Source organism: Cohnella caldifontis (assembly GCF_029360585.1).
Classification (GTDB): Bacteria; Bacillota; Bacilli; order Paenibacillales; family Paenibacillaceae; genus Cohnella; species Cohnella caldifontis.
Window position 1 is genome coordinate 174474 of the sequence record NZ_JAQZSJ010000005.1, and the last position, 14663, is coordinate 189136.

Below are 14663 nucleotides of genomic sequence, written 5' to 3' on the forward strand. Positions count from 1 at the left end.
GCAACAGGCCCGCCGTTATCCGACTTTCCCGTACAACTAGCCCGAAACCCCGCAAAAGTCCCGCCGTTCTCCGACTTTCCCGTACAACTTGCCCGAAACCCCGCAACAGGCCCGCCGTTATCCGACTTTCCCGTACAACTAGCCCGAAACCCCGCAAAAGTCCCGCCGTTCTCCGACTTTCCCGTACAACTTGCCCGAAACCCCGCAACAGGCCCGCCGTTATCCGACTTTCCCGTACAACTTGCCCGAAACCCCGCAAAAGTCCCGCCGTTGTCCGATTTTTCCGTACATCTCGCCCGAAATCCCGCAAAAGTCCCGCCGTTGTCCGACTTTTCCGTACATCTCGCCCGAAATCCCGCAAAAGTCCCGCCGTTATCCGATTTTTCCGTACATCTCGCCCGAAACCCCGCAAAAGTCCCGCCGTTGTCCGACTTTTCCGTACATCTCGCCCGAAATCCCGCAAAAGTCCCGCCGTGATCCGATTTTTCCGTACATCTCGCCCGAAACCCCGCAAAAGTCCCGCCGTTGTCCGACTTTCCCGTACATCGACCCGGTGCGCCGATCATCCATGGAAGCCGTCTCCGTTCTCGATTCCGCTCACCGAAAGACAAGCTTCACGGGCACGACGACGTTCTGCGGCGCGTAGGCGGACTTGATCTGTTCGCAGAGCAGCGATACGGCGGAGCGGGCCATCTCCCGTTCGTCCTGCTGCACGTAGGAAACGTTCGGAATGCCGGGATCGTCGAACGAGATCAGCTCGACGTCCTTTTCCCTTCGGGTGCGGCGAAGGGCCTGCGACGTCAGTTGGGCGATTTCCTCCGTCAGCGTGAAGGCCGCGGTGATCGCCGGATGGCCCCCCCAAAATTCCGTAATGTAATCGAGCGCGCGGTCGCTGCGCAGAATGTCGAGCGGGACGTGGCACCACAGGTTTTTGTCGATGGAGATTTCCCGGTCGATATACGCCTTCTCGAACCCGGTCGTCCGATCCTGGACGGCCGTGTTCGCGTTCTCCGGGGAAAGGAGCGCGATGTGCCGATGCCCCTTCTCCAGCAGGTAGGATACGGTGTCATACGCCCCGCCTAGGTTGTCGGAGGTGATCGTGTAGGTTTCGATATTGCGCAGATAGCGGTCGATAAAGACGAACGGGAATTTGTCGAGCGACAGGCGAAGCAGCGACTCGTTGTATTTCTCGTCCTCGGTCGGGAACACGATCAAGCCTTGCACCCCCGCGTCGACCAAGTCCCGGATCGCCCGCGATTCCTCGGCCGCCGACTCGCGCGTAATGCTCAGAATCATCTGGAAGCCGGCTTCCTTCAGGAAAAGCTCGGTGTGGTCGACCAGCTTCCGGATGACGCCCGTTTTCAACGTCGGGATGATGAGGCCGATCAGCGGCGCGGCCTGGGCGGACGGGCTTCCGAATGGCGGGATGCCGGTCTGCGGCACGTCCGCGGCGACGAACGTGCCTTTTCCTTGGATGCGGACGATGAGCCCTTCGTCGGCAAGCTCGGTCAAGGCGTTTTTGACCGTGATTTTGCTCACCTTGTATTCGTCCATCAATTCTTGCTCCGAAGGAATCCGATCGGCGGGACGCAGCTTGCCGGACATGATTTTGTCCCGGATCTGGAATTGGATCTGTTTGTACAACGCGGTTTTTTTGTTCATGGCGGCCACTCCCGAAAAAATATGATTTTATGACCAATTGGTTATATAAATTATATTTAACCCATATTATAATCCAAATTGTAAAGCGCTTACAACCCTGACTTTAGGAAATTAAGCGCATTCAACATTTTTCTAGGGGGAAATCCGAATGAAAAAAGCGCTGCTTTATCTACTTTCTTTGACGCTGGTCAGCATGTTGGCATTGGCAGGATGCAGTTCGAAAAAAGGCGGTACCGACGCTTCGCCCGCATCACCCGGTGCTTCCGGCTCGTCCGCTCCCGCGTCCGCGTCCGCGAACGGAACGCCGGCCAAGCTGGAATTCTGGACGTTCAACGAACTGCACCAGAAGTTTTTCGAAAGCATGGCCAAGCAGTGGAACGCGGCCCATCCGGACATGCCGATCGAGCTCACGGCCACGACGTTCCCCTACGACGACGCTCACAACAAGCTGCTCGTCGCCCTCCAGTCCGGCAAAGGAGCGCCCGATCTGGCCGACATCGAAATCAGCAAAATCGGCAACTACCTGAAAGGCGATCCGCAGCTGGTTCCGCTTAACGACATCGTGGAGCCCGTCAAGGACAACCTGGTCATGTCCCGCCTCGACAACTATGCCAAGGACGGCAAATACTACGGCATCGACTATCACGTCGGCGCGCAAGTCATCTACTACAACAAGGAAATCCTCGACCAGGCCGGCGTCAATCCGGACAGCATCGTCACATGGGACGATTTCGAGGCGGCAGGCAAACAAGTGCTGGACAAGACCGGCAAACCGATGACGACCGTCGAGACGACGGACCAATGGACGTTCTGGCCGATGGTCGTGCAGCACGGTTCCGATTTCCTCGACAAAGACGGCAACGTGACGCTGAACGATCAAGCGAACGTAGAGGTTCTGACGTACCTGCAGAAACTGGTGAAAGAGAAGATCGCGATCGCGGCGCCCGGCGGATTCCATCACTCCGAAGAATATTACGGATTCATGAACGGCGGCGGCGCGGCGGCGATCTGGATGCCGATGTGGTACATGGGACGGTTCACGGACTACATGCCCGACTTGAAAGGCAAAATCGTCATCAAGCCGATGCCCGTATTCAAGCAGGGCGAAATGCGCTCCTCCGGGATGGGCGGCACGGGCACGGTCATCACGAATCAGTCCAAAAACCAGGAGCTGGCGAAAAAGTTCCTGGAGTTCGCGAAAGTGTCGAAGGAAGGCACCATCGAAATCTGGAAGCAGCTCGGCTTCGATCCGATCCGCACGGACGCCTGGACGGATCCGGCGATGAGCGAACCGAACAAGTACACCGATTATTTCGGCACCGGCATCTTCACGTTCCTCGACAGCCTGAAGAGCGAGATCGCGCCGACGAACATCAAGGAAAGAACGCCCGCGGTATCCGACGTCATCAAGACGAAGGCGATGTTCCAGGCGCTGAACGACTTGAAAGATCCGAAGCAAGTGCTTGACGACGCAGCCGCCGGCATCAAGTAAAACAGGAACGGAACGCTTTGCCGAAGACCGCGGCCGGTTCTTCGGCAAAGCTTCTCCCGTTTCGGGAAGGAGCGATAACGACGGTATGAAATGGATCTATTCCCAGCGGCTCGCCCCTTACGTGTTCGTGCTCCCGTTCGTGCTCTCGCTCGCCGTGTTTTTCGCCTATCCCGTGCTGTCCACGATCCTCATGAGCTTCCAGGAAGTGCTGCCGGGCCAGACGCATTTCATCGGCTGGACGAACTACCGGGATCTATGGAAAGACGATTCCTTCTATACGGCGCTTTGGAACAGCACGAAGTATACGTTCTGGACCCTCGTCGTCCTGATCCCGCTGCCGCTCGTGCTGGCGGTATTCCTGAATGCCAAACGCATGAAGTGGAGCTCTTTCTTTCGCTCCGCCCTATTCGTTCCCACGCTGACATCGGTCGTCGTGGCGGGCATCGTTTTCCGCCTCGTGTTCGGTTCCCTTGACGAATCGGTCATGAATACGTTCCGCCATGCGTTCGGCGCAGGGACGATCAACTGGCTCGGCAACCGCGTGACGGGCATGCTCGTGCTCGTCATTTTGGCGACGTGGCGTTACGTGGGCATCAACATCGTCTATTTCCTGTCGGCGCTGCAGTCCATCCCCGGCGAACTGTACGAATCGGCGGAAATCGACGGGGCGAACACTTGGCAGAAATTCCGGCGCATCACGCTTCCGCTGCTCAAGCCGGTGTCGATCTACGTCATCACGATCAGCATCTACGGCGGATACGCGATGTTCACGGAGAGTTTCATCTTGTGGAGCGGCAACCGTTCGCCCAACGATATCGGGCTGACGATGATCGGGCTGCTCTATCGGCACGGCATCGAGAAGAACAGCCTGGGGCTCGGCTCCGCGATCGGGATCGTACTTCTTGCGTTCACGATGGTTTTGAACGTGATCCAACTTCGGCTATTCGGCTTGTTCAAGAAGGAGGATTGACCATGCGCGCCAAACGCTTCGACACGCAAACGCTCCTTCTGGTTGTCCTGTTCGTCCTATTGGCCGCGCTGGCCTTGTTTCCTTTCTATTGCTTGGCGCTCGCATCGCTTAAACCTTCGAAGGAGCTGCTCCGTTTCGGCCTCAATATCCGCTTGCAGCCGGAATTGCTTTCTTTGGACAACTACACCTTCATCTTCTCGAAGGGCGCCGCCAAGTACGCGACTTGGTATAAGAACAGCCTCGTCATTACGGTCGTCTATACGGCCGGCTGCATGCTGCTGTCGTCGATGGTCGGCTACGGCCTGGCGATGTACCGGTTCATCGGGCGCAACTTCATTTTCCTCTGCGTGCTGCTCGTCATGATGATCCCGGTGGAAATCATCATGCTTCCGCTGTATAAGCAGATGATCGCGCTGAACCTGATCGACAGCTTCGGAGGAGTGATCCTGCCCTTCGTCGTCTCTCCGCTGCCGATCTTCTTCTTCCGGCAATACGCTTCGGGTTTGCCCAAAGATTTTCTCGATGCCGGGAGAATCGACGGCTGCTCGGAATACGGCATTTTTTTCCGCATTTTCGTGCCGATCATGACGCCGGCTTTCGGAGCCATGATCATCGTGCAGGCTCTGGCCAGCTGGAACAGCTTCGTATGGCCGCTTATCGTGCTGAGTTCGGGCGAGAAGCTGACGCTGCCGATCGGGCTGTCGAGCCTGGTGACGCCGTACGGCAACAACTACGATATTCTGATCGCCGGTTCCGTGCTCGCGATCGTGCCGATCATGATCGTCTTCGTCTTTTTCCAACGGTACTTCGTTTCGGGGCTGACCGTGGGCGGCGTGAAAGGCTGACGACAACAAAAAAGAAGCAGGTGACGGGATGGGAGTCCAACAACGAACGAAGGCAGACGGTGTGATGCCGTTGATCGAACAGCGGGCGGATCCGCATATTTACCGGCATTCCGACGGGTATTACTATTTCGCGGCCTCCGTGCCGGAATACGACCGCATCGAGATCCGCAGAGGCAGGACGATCGAGGAGCTGCGTCAGGCGAGCCCCGCCGTCATCTGGAGAAAGCATGAATCGGGCTTGCTGAGCGCGAATATTTGGGCGCCCGAAATTCATCATATCGACGGCAAATGGTACGTCTATTTCGCCGCCGCCCGCACGGCCGAGACCAACGACGGGTTATTCGACCACCGGATGTTCGTGCTGGAGAACGGGAACGCCAATCCAATGGAAGGGGAGTGGGAGGAGAAGGGGCAAATCCGCACGGCTTGGGAAAGCTTCTCGCTCGACGCCACGACGTTCGAGCATCGGGGGACGCGTTATCTCGTATGGGCCCAGAAGGATCCGGGCATCGCCGGCAACTCCAACCTGTACATTTCCGAAATGGGCAATCCGTGGACGCTGACCGGCAAGCAGACGATGATATCGAAGCCGGAGTACGACTGGGAAACCGTCGGCTTCAAGGTGAACGAAGGCGCGGCGTTCCTCCGCAAGGACGGGCGGGTGTTCATCGCCTATTCCGCCAGCGCGACGGACGCCAACTATTGCATCGGGCTGCTCGAGGCCGACGCCGATGCGGACTTGCTTGACGTTACCTCTTGGCGCAAGTCCCCGGCGCCGGTTCTGGCGACCGACGAGAAGCTCGGGCTGTACGGCCCCGGACATAACAGCTTTACCGTAACGGAAGACGGCAAGGAAACCTTATTCGTTTTTCATGCGAGAACGTACAAGGAGATCGCGGGAGATCCGCTGTACGACCCGAATCGGCATACCTTCGTCGCGGAGCTCCAATGGACGAACGACGGAAGGCCGGATTTTCGCAGCTCAATCGCCACGCTTTCGCGCTTCCGATCTTAATCGGAAAAGGGGAATGCAGGCATGGGAGCAAGACCGCTCAGGAAATGGGCAAAAATCGTCGGAATGGGACTGTTTGCGTTGTTACTCGTATTCGGGGAGGCGAGCGCGTTCGGGCCGAGCGTCATGTACTCGTCGCCGTCCAGCGATCCCGGGCCGGGCACGCTGTATCCGCGGGCGCTGCGCCTGCAGTACGGCGGCAGCGCCAACGGCACGCTGCTGGCGACGTTCGAGCATTACGTGAACGGAACGCCTTCGTTCCCGATTTACCGGAGTACGGACGGCGGCGTCACCTGGGCGCATCTTTCCGAAGTGACCGATACGGTGAACGGGTGGGGGCTCCGGTACCAACCGTTCCTGTACGAGCTGCCGCAAGCGATCGGAAGCATGCCCGCGGGGACGATTCTATGCGCGGGCAACTCCATTCCGTCGGACCTGTCCGCCACGAAGATCGACCTGTACAAAAGCACGGACCACGGCGTAACCTGGTCGTTCGTCAGCTCGATCGCGACGGGCGGCAGAGCCGACCCGTCCGGCGCGTACGACCCGGTATGGGAACCGTTCCTGCTCGTTGCCAACAACAAGCTGATTTTGTACTACTCGGACGAACGGGATCCGGCGCATAACCAGAAGCTCGTGCACGTGACGTCCACGAACGGCACGGCCTGGAGCTCCCCGGTCGAGGACATCGCGCTGGCGGATTCCGCCAAACGCCCGGGCATGACGACGGTCGCCAAACTCGGCAACGGCAACTACATCATGACGTACGAATACGGCGGTTCCCCGAACGGCAATTTCGCGGTTTACTATAAAATTTCGTCCAATCCGGAAAACTTCGGGGCGGCCACGGATCCCGGGACGCTGCTGAAAACGAGGGACGGAGTCGTTCCGACCAGCTCTCCGTACGTCGTATGGCTGTCCGGCACGGGACCGAACGGCACGATCGCGGTATCGGCCAACTCCAGCACGGAGCTGTACCTCAACTCGGAGAACGGGGCGGCTGACAACTGGACGAGAGTCAGCACCGTCGTGCCGCAAGGATACAGCCGCGCGCTCGTCCCGCTCGCGGACAACCACAACGTGCTGATCCTTTCCGCAGGTCCGCTCGGCAGCGGGCATAACTCGGTCCGGTACGGCAGCAAGGAGCTCGGAGACGCGGCGCTCATCCGCCAATGGGAGTCCAACCGGTATCCGGGGTACTATATCCGGCACTATAATTTTTTGGCCCGTCTCGACCAGAATCCGACCCCGGTCAACGATTCCCGGTTCCGGATGGTTCCGGGATTGGCGGATTCGGCGGGCGTCTCGTTCGAGTCGGTCAATTTCCCGGGATATTATTTGCGGCATTATAACTACGTCCTGCGTTTAGACCGCAATGACGGTTCTTCCATCTTCCAGCAGGACGCGACGTTCTACCAAACGGCGGGGCTCGCGAACGCAAGCCAGGCGTCGTTCAAGTCGTACAACTTCCCGACGTATTATATCCGCCAATCCAGCTATCAGCTCCGGATCGACCCGATCAGCACGGCGACGGAGAAGCAGGACGCGACTTTCATCGTCCACTAGCGGAAGCGGAAGATCCGCCCTGAACGAACGGCCCCAGAACGCCTCGCGGCGCCTGGGGCCGTTCTCTTTCTGAAACGGGGGGAGGAGACCGCCGTATCATTTCATAAGCGTCAATATCACACGCAAGGGAGAGGAAAGATGGACGTCATCGACATCAACCCGCGCAAAAACGGCCGGCCCATGGGCCAACTGCCGCCGGGGCTGTTCCGGAAAATCGGGCTGGGAGCCGCGGCCGTCGCCGTGCTGCTGATCGCTTATTCCTGCTTCTACACGGTGCAGGAGCAGGAGAGAGCCGCCATTCTCACGTTCGGCAAGTACACGGGGGAGACGAGGGCCGGGCTGCATTTCAAGTGGCCGTACCCGATCCAGCAGGTCGTGAAGGTGCCTGCGGAGCTGACCCAGCAAATCACGATCGGCTATCACCAGAACGGCGAGACGATCACGCCCGTGGAAGAAGAAGCGATGATGATCACGGGGGACGAGAACATCGTGTCCGCCGATGCCGTCGTCCAGTGGAAAATCAGCAACATCCGCGATTATTTGTATAACGTGGACCACCCGGAGCAATTCCTTCGCAACGCCGCCAGCGCCTCCATCCGCTCCGTCATCGGATCGGAGAAGCTGGATTACGCCATCACCGACGGCAAGACGGACATCCAGGACAAAGTGCGGACCAAGCTGATCGAGCTGCAGGATATTTATCAGACGGGGATCCAGATTCTCGACATCAAGTTCCAGGACATCGAGCCGCCGGGCGGACAAGTGGAAGAAGCGTTCCGAGAAGTGACGAACGCCCGGGAGGAGAAGAACACCAAGATCAACAACGCCGCCAAATACGAGAACGAACGGATTCCGAAAGCGCGTGGCGAAGCACAGGCGCTGCTGGAGAAGGCCGAGGCCGACAAAAAATCGCGGATCCTGAACGCGCAAGGCGACGTCGCCAAATTCAACGCGATTTACGAGCAGTATAAAGCCAGCCCGGACGTTACGCAGAGCCGGCTCATTTTGGAAACCCTGGAGAAGATTTTGCCGAACGCGCGCATCATCTTGTCGGATTCCTCCGGGGATACCGTGAAATATTTGCCCCTGAACGAGCTGCTGCCGGGCGCGAAGCCTTCATCGCCGCCTCCGTCGGCATCCAATCAGGGAACGCAAGGAGGCGTGTCGCCATGACCCCGGGCATCAAACGCAAAATCCTATACGGCGTCGGCGCTTTGGTTGTCCTTATTCTGCTGCTCAATTCGACGTTTCTAGTAAAAGAAGGGGAGTACAAAGTCGTGCTGAAGTTCGGGGAAGCCGTGCGCGTCGTCGGCTCGCCGGGTCTCCAGTTCAAAATCCCCTTCGTGGAGAACACGATGACGCTGCCCAAACGCCAGATGACGTACGAGAGCAATCCGACGTCCATCCTGACCAAGGACAAGAAACCGATCATCGTCGACAATTACACCGTCTGGCGGATCGACGACGCCCAGCAGTTCCTGCGCACGGCCAAGACGGTCGGGGCCGGCATCCAGCGGATCGACGCGGCGGTGTACAACACGGTCCGGCGCAAGCTCTCCGAGATCAATTACGACCAGATCATCAGCGAGGATACCGCGCGGGGCAACCTGAACGACGAAATCACGAAGGACGTGGCGGAAGCCCTCAAACGGGACCGGTCCGGCGTTCAAATCGTAGACGTGCGGATCAAGCGGACCGACCTGCCGGAAAGCAACAAACAAAGCGTCTACAACCGGATGATTTCCGACCGGAAATCGATCGCCGCCCAATATTTGTCAGAAGGCGACGAGGAATCCCGCAAAATCATGGCCAAGGCCGACCGTACGGCCGCCGAGCTGACCGCGGAAGCCCAAGCGAAAGCCAAAACGATCGTCGCCGAAGGGGAAGGGGAAGCGGCGAAAATCTACAATCAGGCCTACGGCAAAGATCCGGCGTTCTATAGTTTCTATCGGACGCTGGACAGCTACGTGACGACGCTGCAGAACGAACCGGTCATTCTGATGCCGATCGATTCGCCGTACGCCCGCATCCTGCTCGGCCGTCAGCCGTAACCTTCCGCGCCCGGCTCTATTAAGAATCCCTCCGTTCGGTTAGAATGTAGGCAGTACGTTGTCCGGCCGAACGGGAGGGATCACATGGGCAAAGTGCTGCGTTTCGAGCTGCAGGTCCCGGACCCCGAGCTCGCGGTCGACTTTTATTCGCGAACGTTCGGATGGCGCTTCGTCAAAATGCCGGGTCCGCTCGACTATTGGCTGATCCGGACCGGGGAAACCGGCGAAGAAGGAATCGATGGCGGCCTCATCCGTTCTCCGGACGGGGAGCCGCGGACGACCAATTCGATCGAAGTCGAAGACCTGGATGACCACCTCGCCAAAGTCGCGGAACATGGGGGGACGGTGCTCGTTCCGAAAACGGCCGTTCCCGGCATGGGGTATTTCGCGTATTGCTCGGACGATCAAGGGTTGGTCTTTATCGTTTCGGAATCCGATCCGAATGCGGAAACTCCGTGAACCGGAATTCGATTTGGACGACGCTTCCGTTTCGTGTATACTGGATGTATCCGGTAGTATGTTGTCGTTTGGGGAGGATTTCGTACAAATGAATACGATCATGCTGTTTTTGCATGTAGTCGGCGCGGTCGGCATGGGCATTTACGCGATCATGCCGTTTCTGGCGGGCCAGTTCCGTAAAGTATCGGGCGCCGCGCAGGAAGGACTGGCCAGGGGACTCATCACCGGCGGGCGGATCGGACAATTCTCGCTCGTTATCCAATTGTTGACCGGCGGGTATTTGATTTCCCAGCTCGGTCCGGATTACGCCGTCAGCTGGATGATCACCGTTCTGGTCATTTTCATCGTGATCGGCGCGCTCACGGGCGTCGTGCAGGGGCCGATCAAACGGATCGCGGCCGCGGCCAAGGAAGGGCAAGACGCCAGCAGCGCCATCGGCCGGGTCCGGACGCTCAGCGTTCTCATCCTTATTTTGTTCTTGGCGATCTTGTGGCTGATGCAGGATCCTTGGCTCGCGTAAACCGCAGTCATGCAGGCAAAGCCTCGCATCCGCTCCTTCTTCGGAGCAAGGATGCGGGGCTTTTTTCGTGATTCAGAATTTATATGTTGCAACGCCTATTCATTTCTGAATCACCTCCGATAAAAACGACATTCTCTGTACCCGATGGACGCGAAGTCGTTTTTACTTGGTTCGCCGGAAGTATTCGGGCTTTCGAAATGTTGCGCTTCCGTTGCCCGGGGGTTATCGGATTTTACGGGTCCGTTTATAATGGGGCCATAAGGAGGAGTCACGATGAGTCCGAAAACGTCGATGGTGTATTGGGAATCGCTTCGGGTCCCGTTGTTCGGGGGAAAGGAAATCTTCTTGGCCGCGACCGAGCGGGGGTTATGCCGCATCACTTGGCCCCAGGAAGCGTATGAAGTGCTTCGGGCATGGGCGGACAAGCGTTGGCCCGACGCCGCTTGGATTCGGAACGGAGGGAGAATCGCCGAATATGCCGGCCAAATGGCGTCGTATTTCGAAGGGACCCGGCAAGCATTCGACATTCCGCTAGACTTGCGAGGCACGGAGTTCCAAGTCGCGGTTTGGAGGCGGCTGGCGCGAATTCCGTACGGCGAATGCCGAAGCTACTCGGAGATTGCCCGGGAAATCGGCCGGCCGGCCGCCGTTCGCGCGGTCAGCGCGGCGGTCGGCGCGAATCCGCTATCGATCGTCGTTCCCTGCCATCGGGTGCTCGGCAAGAACGGCGCCTTGACCGGCTTCCGGGGAGGGTTGCAGGCGAAGGAGGCTTTGCTCCGGCTGGAAGGGTTCGAAGCTTTTTCGGCTAAGGGACATGCCAGATTCCGATTTTAAACGGAACGGGCGTTCGGAAATTTGTATCCGCACGCCTGTTTTTTTGTGTTAAAATGGGACATTAAACGTTTCGAGTTTCGGAGGTTGTCGGAATGGAGTCCGTGCTTTACGCGTTCGGCAAAGGTTTTTTGTTCAGTCTCGCCCTATGCTTGGATTTGGGCATCGTGAACCTCGCCATCATGAAAACCGGCCTGGACCGGGGATTCGGGGCTTCCTTCCGCATCGGTTTCGGCTCTTGTTTCGGAGATGCCTTTTACATGGTGCTGGCTCTGCTCGGTTGGACGGCGGTTTTCCATTATTCGGCCGTGCGATGGGTGCTTTGGATTGGCGGTACTATGGTACTGCTGTGGCTGGCGAAAAACATGATCAGGGACACCATCCGTCCCAAGGATTTGTCGGGAGGCGCGGATGCGGTACGAAGCCGCGGGGGATGGCAGGACGTGATGGTCGGCGCGGGGCTGGCGATTTCTTCGCCGACCTTGATTCTGTCTTTCGCGGCGATCGCGGGGCCCGTCGTCGCGGACTTGAATATCCGCGATGGGGCTGTACTGACGGCATTCGTAGCCGGGTTCTTCGCGGCCGGACTGCTGTGGTCGGTGTTGATCGCTTGGTTGGGCAGCCGGGCGGCCCGGCTCGGACAAGGAGTGGTCCGGGGGATGTCCCTGCTATCTGCTTTGTTGTTTCTGGGATTTGCGGCGAGTCTGTTTTGGCAAGGGCTGCGGGATCTCGTTTTGGCCCGATAAAAATTTAGGCGGCGAATGGGGAAGCGATGTCCGTGTTCCGGAAACTTCAGGGCCTGCTGGGTCGATATGAAAGCGAGATTTGGATTCGCGTGGTTGGGTCGGCCCTGTCCACGATCACCGGACTCATGGTGCGCCCTTTCCTCGTTCTTTATTTGTACGACCAACTGGACGGCTCCGTCTTGCTGCCGATGATCGTCGTGGGTCTCAGTCCGTTGTGCGGCATGGTCGTCAGCTGGTTCGGAGGAGGCATAAGCGATCGTCTGGGCCGCAAGCCCGTCATGATCGCCTCGCTTCTCGTGCAAATGCTGTGCATGATCGGATACGCGTTATCGTAGAACGTGTGGCAATATGCGGCCGTGTCCATCGTAACCGGGGCCGGTTCGGCGCTGTTCATGCCCGCGGCCAATGCCCAAATGACCGACATGGTGCGGGAGGAGCGCCGCGCCGAGGTTTTCGCCCTGATGCACACCGGCTTTAACGTAGGGGCGGCGGTCGGGCCTATTCTCGGCATGTTGATGTTCCGCTGGAATCCGACGGTCGTGTTTCTGATCGCGGCGTTTTCGTTCTTGGTGAACGTACTTCTCGTATCGTTCAAGCTGCCGGAGACAGCGCCGCTCGTCTTGACTCGCCGCTCGGGCGGCGGGAACGTCCGTACCGGGAGGACGGACAACGGGCAAAAAGGAGGGCTCCGCCCGCTGTTCACCAGCGAGCGTCTCCTGCTCTCGGTTACGCTCCTCACGCTTCCGGTCTCCTTTTTATACGCGTTGGCGGAGACGGCGCTGCCGATTCATCTGGGCACCCGATTCGCCCATCCCGAAAACATCTTTCCTTCCATGATCGCGTTCAACGGGCTGGCGGTAATCGCGCTGCAAATCTGGATCGCCCGGCGTACGGAGGGGTTTCGATCCTACGCCGTCGTCGGAGGGTCCTACCTTTGTTTTGCCGTCGTCGCGCTCGGTTACGGCTATTCTTCCGTGCTGCTTGCCTTGTTCGCCGCGGAATTCGTATTCACCATCGGCGAAATGCTGAACGGACCTCACCTGCAGAAGGTGATTTCGTTGATGGCGGCCGAGGAGAAGCGGGGCTATTATTTCGCGGTATTCGGGGCCAGCCGACTGCTGGGCCAAGGGATCGGACCGATGCTCGGCGGATTGGCGCTGGCTTGGACGAACGGGGAGACGTTGTTCGCGCTGTTGGCTGCGCTGTTGCTCGTTGCAGGCTTTGCCCAGTTTCGCGTCATGCGGAAGGAAGAGCGGGCAAGGAATGGGGCTGGGATGCGGCAGGATTCGGCTGGTTTGTCCTTGTAGGCGTTATCCCCTTCGCTCAGGGGGAGGGCGTGTAGTCTAAGTCGATGTGGCCGACTTAAACTGTCATGCTACGAGGAGGGAAGACAATTCGCGTTATGAACATCCGTCCAATCTCGTTAACAAGTTCCATGACAACGTCCCTTTCCTGAACGAAGGGGATATCGCAGATAATAACAGTTTCGCGTATAGATACTCGACGCGCAGGGCGATAGGTTAAGTCGATCACGCCGACTTAACGGGGCTGCTCGACCCATAGTGCGTCAGTTTAAGTCGGTCACGCCGACTTAACGGGGCTGCTCGACCCATAATGCGTCAGGTTAAGTCGGTCACGCCGACTTAACGGGGTTGCTCGACCCGTAGTGCGTCAACTTAAGTCGGTCACGCCGACTTAACGGGTTTGCTCGACCCACGGTGCAGCAGTTTAACCCTGTCGCACGGGCTTAACGGGTCGGCTCACCAGGTTGAGGGACACCCTCACACGCAAGAGGCGTTCCCCCAACCGAGGAGACGCCTCTTTAACATATAATCATACGCTGATATATAAACAGCGTTACTCGTCCTCGGACAGTTCGTCGATCGTTTTCTCGAAGCTGGGGGCCAGCCGCTCGAGCAGCCAATCCACTTCCGGCATGCCGAGCTGGCGGAGTTTCTCTTCGCTCTGGCGGCGGGCGGTCGCGAATTCCCGGTTGCCGGCGGACGTTTCGCTCAGGCATTTGAGGTAGGCGTCGAGCAGGTCGGCCGCTTTGACGTATCGCACGAGCTCCGGATCGGCGCCTGCGCCCGTCAAGAGCGGGCGGTACCGCTCTTGCAGTTCTTCCGGCACCGTGTTCAGCATCCGCAACGCGGCGATCGCCTCGATTTCCCGGAAGTTGGACAGGATCCGCGGATTATGATGCTTCACCGGCGTCGGAATATCCCCCGTAAACACTTCGGTCGCATCGTGGAACAGCGCGTAAGAGACCGCTTTGTCCGGATCGACGTCCCGGCCGAAAACGTCCCGGGCGGCCGTGCACAACACGTGCGTGAGCAGCGCCACGTGATAGGTATGCTCCGCCACGTTCTCGGAGGTGGTGTTGCGCATGAGACTCCACCGCTCGATGTTTTGCAGGCGGTACAAATACGCGAGAAAATGATGGGACATGTCCGGACTCCTTTTCGACCTTGGCCGATTCTCTTATGCTATTATATATGTATCAAGGATT

15 protein-coding genes are annotated in these 14663 nt (G+C 58.4%); 13 read left to right on the forward strand and 2 right to left on the reverse strand.

What is annotated here, in order from left to right:
* Window positions 1-597: 597 nt before the first annotated feature.
* Window positions 598-1662 (reverse strand): GntR family transcriptional regulator, encoded by a 1065-nt coding sequence (locus PTZ19_RS10310; RefSeq protein WP_276354201.1) that lies wholly within the window; start codon window positions 1660-1662, stop codon window positions 598-600.
* 148 nt (window positions 1663-1810) lie between these two features.
* On the opposite strand from PTZ19_RS10310, the gene PTZ19_RS10315 reads away from it, so the two are divergent.
* The 13 genes from PTZ19_RS10315 to PTZ19_RS10375 all read left to right on the forward strand — a co-directional run bounded on the left by PTZ19_RS10315 (window position 1811) and on the right by PTZ19_RS10375 (window position 13461).
* The gene (locus PTZ19_RS10315) at window positions 1811-3154 is read left to right on the forward strand and encodes an ABC transporter substrate-binding protein (RefSeq protein ID WP_276354202.1); all 1344 of its coding nucleotides are present in this window, start codon (window positions 1811-1813) and stop codon (window positions 3152-3154) included.
* Window positions 3155-3239: 85 nt separating this feature from the next.
* Window positions 3240-4124 carry a carbohydrate ABC transporter permease gene (locus tag PTZ19_RS10320; protein ID WP_276354203.1) on the forward strand — a complete coding sequence of 295 codons (885 nt, stop codon included), beginning with the start codon at window positions 3240-3242 and terminating at the stop codon, window positions 4122-4124.
* Between the two features lie 2 nt (window positions 4125-4126).
* Entirely contained in the window at window positions 4127-4969 is an 843-nt protein-coding gene (locus tag PTZ19_RS10325) for a carbohydrate ABC transporter permease (RefSeq protein WP_276354205.1), read from the forward strand.
* 28 nt (window positions 4970-4997) lie between these two features.
* Window positions 4998-5984 (forward strand): glycoside hydrolase family 43 protein, encoded by a 987-nt coding sequence (locus PTZ19_RS10330; protein WP_276354206.1) that lies wholly within the window; start codon window positions 4998-5000, stop codon window positions 5982-5984.
* A gap of 21 nt (window positions 5985-6005) precedes the next feature.
* Window positions 6006-7547 carry an AbfB domain-containing protein gene (locus PTZ19_RS10335; protein WP_276354208.1) on the forward strand — a complete coding sequence of 514 codons (1542 nt, stop codon included), beginning with the start codon at window positions 6006-6008 and terminating at the stop codon, window positions 7545-7547.
* A gap of 138 nt (window positions 7548-7685) precedes the next feature.
* Window positions 7686-8720 (forward strand): FtsH protease activity modulator HflK, encoded by a 1035-nt coding sequence (gene hflK, locus PTZ19_RS10340; RefSeq protein ID WP_276354210.1) that lies wholly within the window; start codon window positions 7686-7688, stop codon window positions 8718-8720.
* Complete coding sequence (gene hflC, locus PTZ19_RS10345) at window positions 8717-9598, forward strand: protease modulator HflC (protein WP_276354211.1); 882 nt, start codon at window positions 8717-8719, stop codon at window positions 9596-9598. The genes hflK and hflC overlap by 4 nt, the downstream gene beginning before the upstream one ends.
* Window positions 9599-9682: 84 nt before the next feature.
* On the forward strand, window positions 9683-10057 hold the full coding sequence (locus PTZ19_RS10350) for a VOC family protein (protein WP_276354212.1): 375 nt from the start codon (window positions 9683-9685) through the stop codon (window positions 10055-10057).
* An 88-nt stretch (window positions 10058-10145) separates the two neighbouring features.
* Window positions 10146-10577 carry a DUF2269 family protein gene (locus PTZ19_RS10355; RefSeq protein ID WP_276354214.1) on the forward strand — a complete coding sequence of 144 codons (432 nt, stop codon included), beginning with the start codon at window positions 10146-10148 and terminating at the stop codon, window positions 10575-10577.
* 273 nt (window positions 10578-10850) lie between these two features.
* Window positions 10851-11411, forward strand: a complete 561-nt coding sequence (locus PTZ19_RS10360; RefSeq protein ID WP_276354216.1) for a methylated-DNA--[protein]-cysteine S-methyltransferase — start codon at window positions 10851-10853, stop codon at window positions 11409-11411.
* A 92-nt stretch (window positions 11412-11503) separates the two neighbouring features.
* Window positions 11504-12154 carry a LysE family translocator gene (locus PTZ19_RS10365; protein ID WP_276354217.1) on the forward strand — a complete coding sequence of 217 codons (651 nt, stop codon included), beginning with the start codon at window positions 11504-11506 and terminating at the stop codon, window positions 12152-12154.
* Window positions 12155-12186: 32 nt separating this feature from the next.
* A complete protein-coding gene (locus PTZ19_RS10370; protein WP_276354218.1) occupies window positions 12187-12489 on the forward strand; it encodes an MFS transporter in 303 nt (100 codons plus the stop codon).
* Between the two features lie 3 nt (window positions 12490-12492).
* Entirely contained in the window at window positions 12493-13461 is a 969-nt protein-coding gene (locus PTZ19_RS10375) for an MFS transporter (RefSeq protein ID WP_276354219.1), read from the forward strand.
* A gap of 550 nt (window positions 13462-14011) precedes the next feature.
* Here PTZ19_RS10375 and yfbR read toward each other — a convergent pair.
* A complete protein-coding gene (gene yfbR, locus PTZ19_RS10380) occupies window positions 14012-14602 on the reverse strand; it encodes a 5'-deoxynucleotidase (RefSeq protein ID WP_276354221.1) in 591 nt (196 codons plus the stop codon).
* Between the last annotated feature and the right edge of the window lie 61 nt (window positions 14603-14663).

Coding starts and splice junctions, on each gene's coding strand:
- PTZ19_RS10310 (WP_276354201.1), bottom strand. CDS start 1,662: ATGAACAAAAAAACCGCGTTGTACAAACAGATCCAATTCCAGATCCGG.
- PTZ19_RS10315 (WP_276354202.1), top strand. CDS start 1,811: ATGAAAAAAGCGCTGCTTTATCTACTTTCTTTGACGCTGGTCAGCATG.
- PTZ19_RS10320 (WP_276354203.1), top strand. CDS start 3,240: ATGAAATGGATCTATTCCCAGCGGCTCGCCCCTTACGTGTTCGTGCTC.
- PTZ19_RS10325 (WP_276354205.1), top strand. CDS start 4,127: ATGCGCGCCAAACGCTTCGACACGCAAACGCTCCTTCTGGTTGTCCTG.
- PTZ19_RS10330 (WP_276354206.1), top strand. CDS start 4,998: ATGGGAGTCCAACAACGAACGAAGGCAGACGGTGTGATGCCGTTGATC.
- PTZ19_RS10335 (WP_276354208.1), top strand. CDS start 6,006: ATGGGAGCAAGACCGCTCAGGAAATGGGCAAAAATCGTCGGAATGGGA.
- hflK (WP_276354210.1), top strand. CDS start 7,686: ATGGACGTCATCGACATCAACCCGCGCAAAAACGGCCGGCCCATGGGC.
- hflC (WP_276354211.1), top strand. CDS start 8,717: ATGACCCCGGGCATCAAACGCAAAATCCTATACGGCGTCGGCGCTTTG.
- PTZ19_RS10350 (WP_276354212.1), top strand. CDS start 9,683: ATGGGCAAAGTGCTGCGTTTCGAGCTGCAGGTCCCGGACCCCGAGCTC.
- PTZ19_RS10355 (WP_276354214.1), top strand. CDS start 10,146: ATGAATACGATCATGCTGTTTTTGCATGTAGTCGGCGCGGTCGGCATG.
- PTZ19_RS10360 (WP_276354216.1), top strand. CDS start 10,851: ATGAGTCCGAAAACGTCGATGGTGTATTGGGAATCGCTTCGGGTCCCG.
- PTZ19_RS10365 (WP_276354217.1), top strand. CDS start 11,504: ATGGAGTCCGTGCTTTACGCGTTCGGCAAAGGTTTTTTGTTCAGTCTC.
- yfbR (WP_276354221.1), bottom strand. CDS start 14,602: ATGTCCCATCATTTTCTCGCGTATTTGTACCGCCTGCAAAACATCGAG.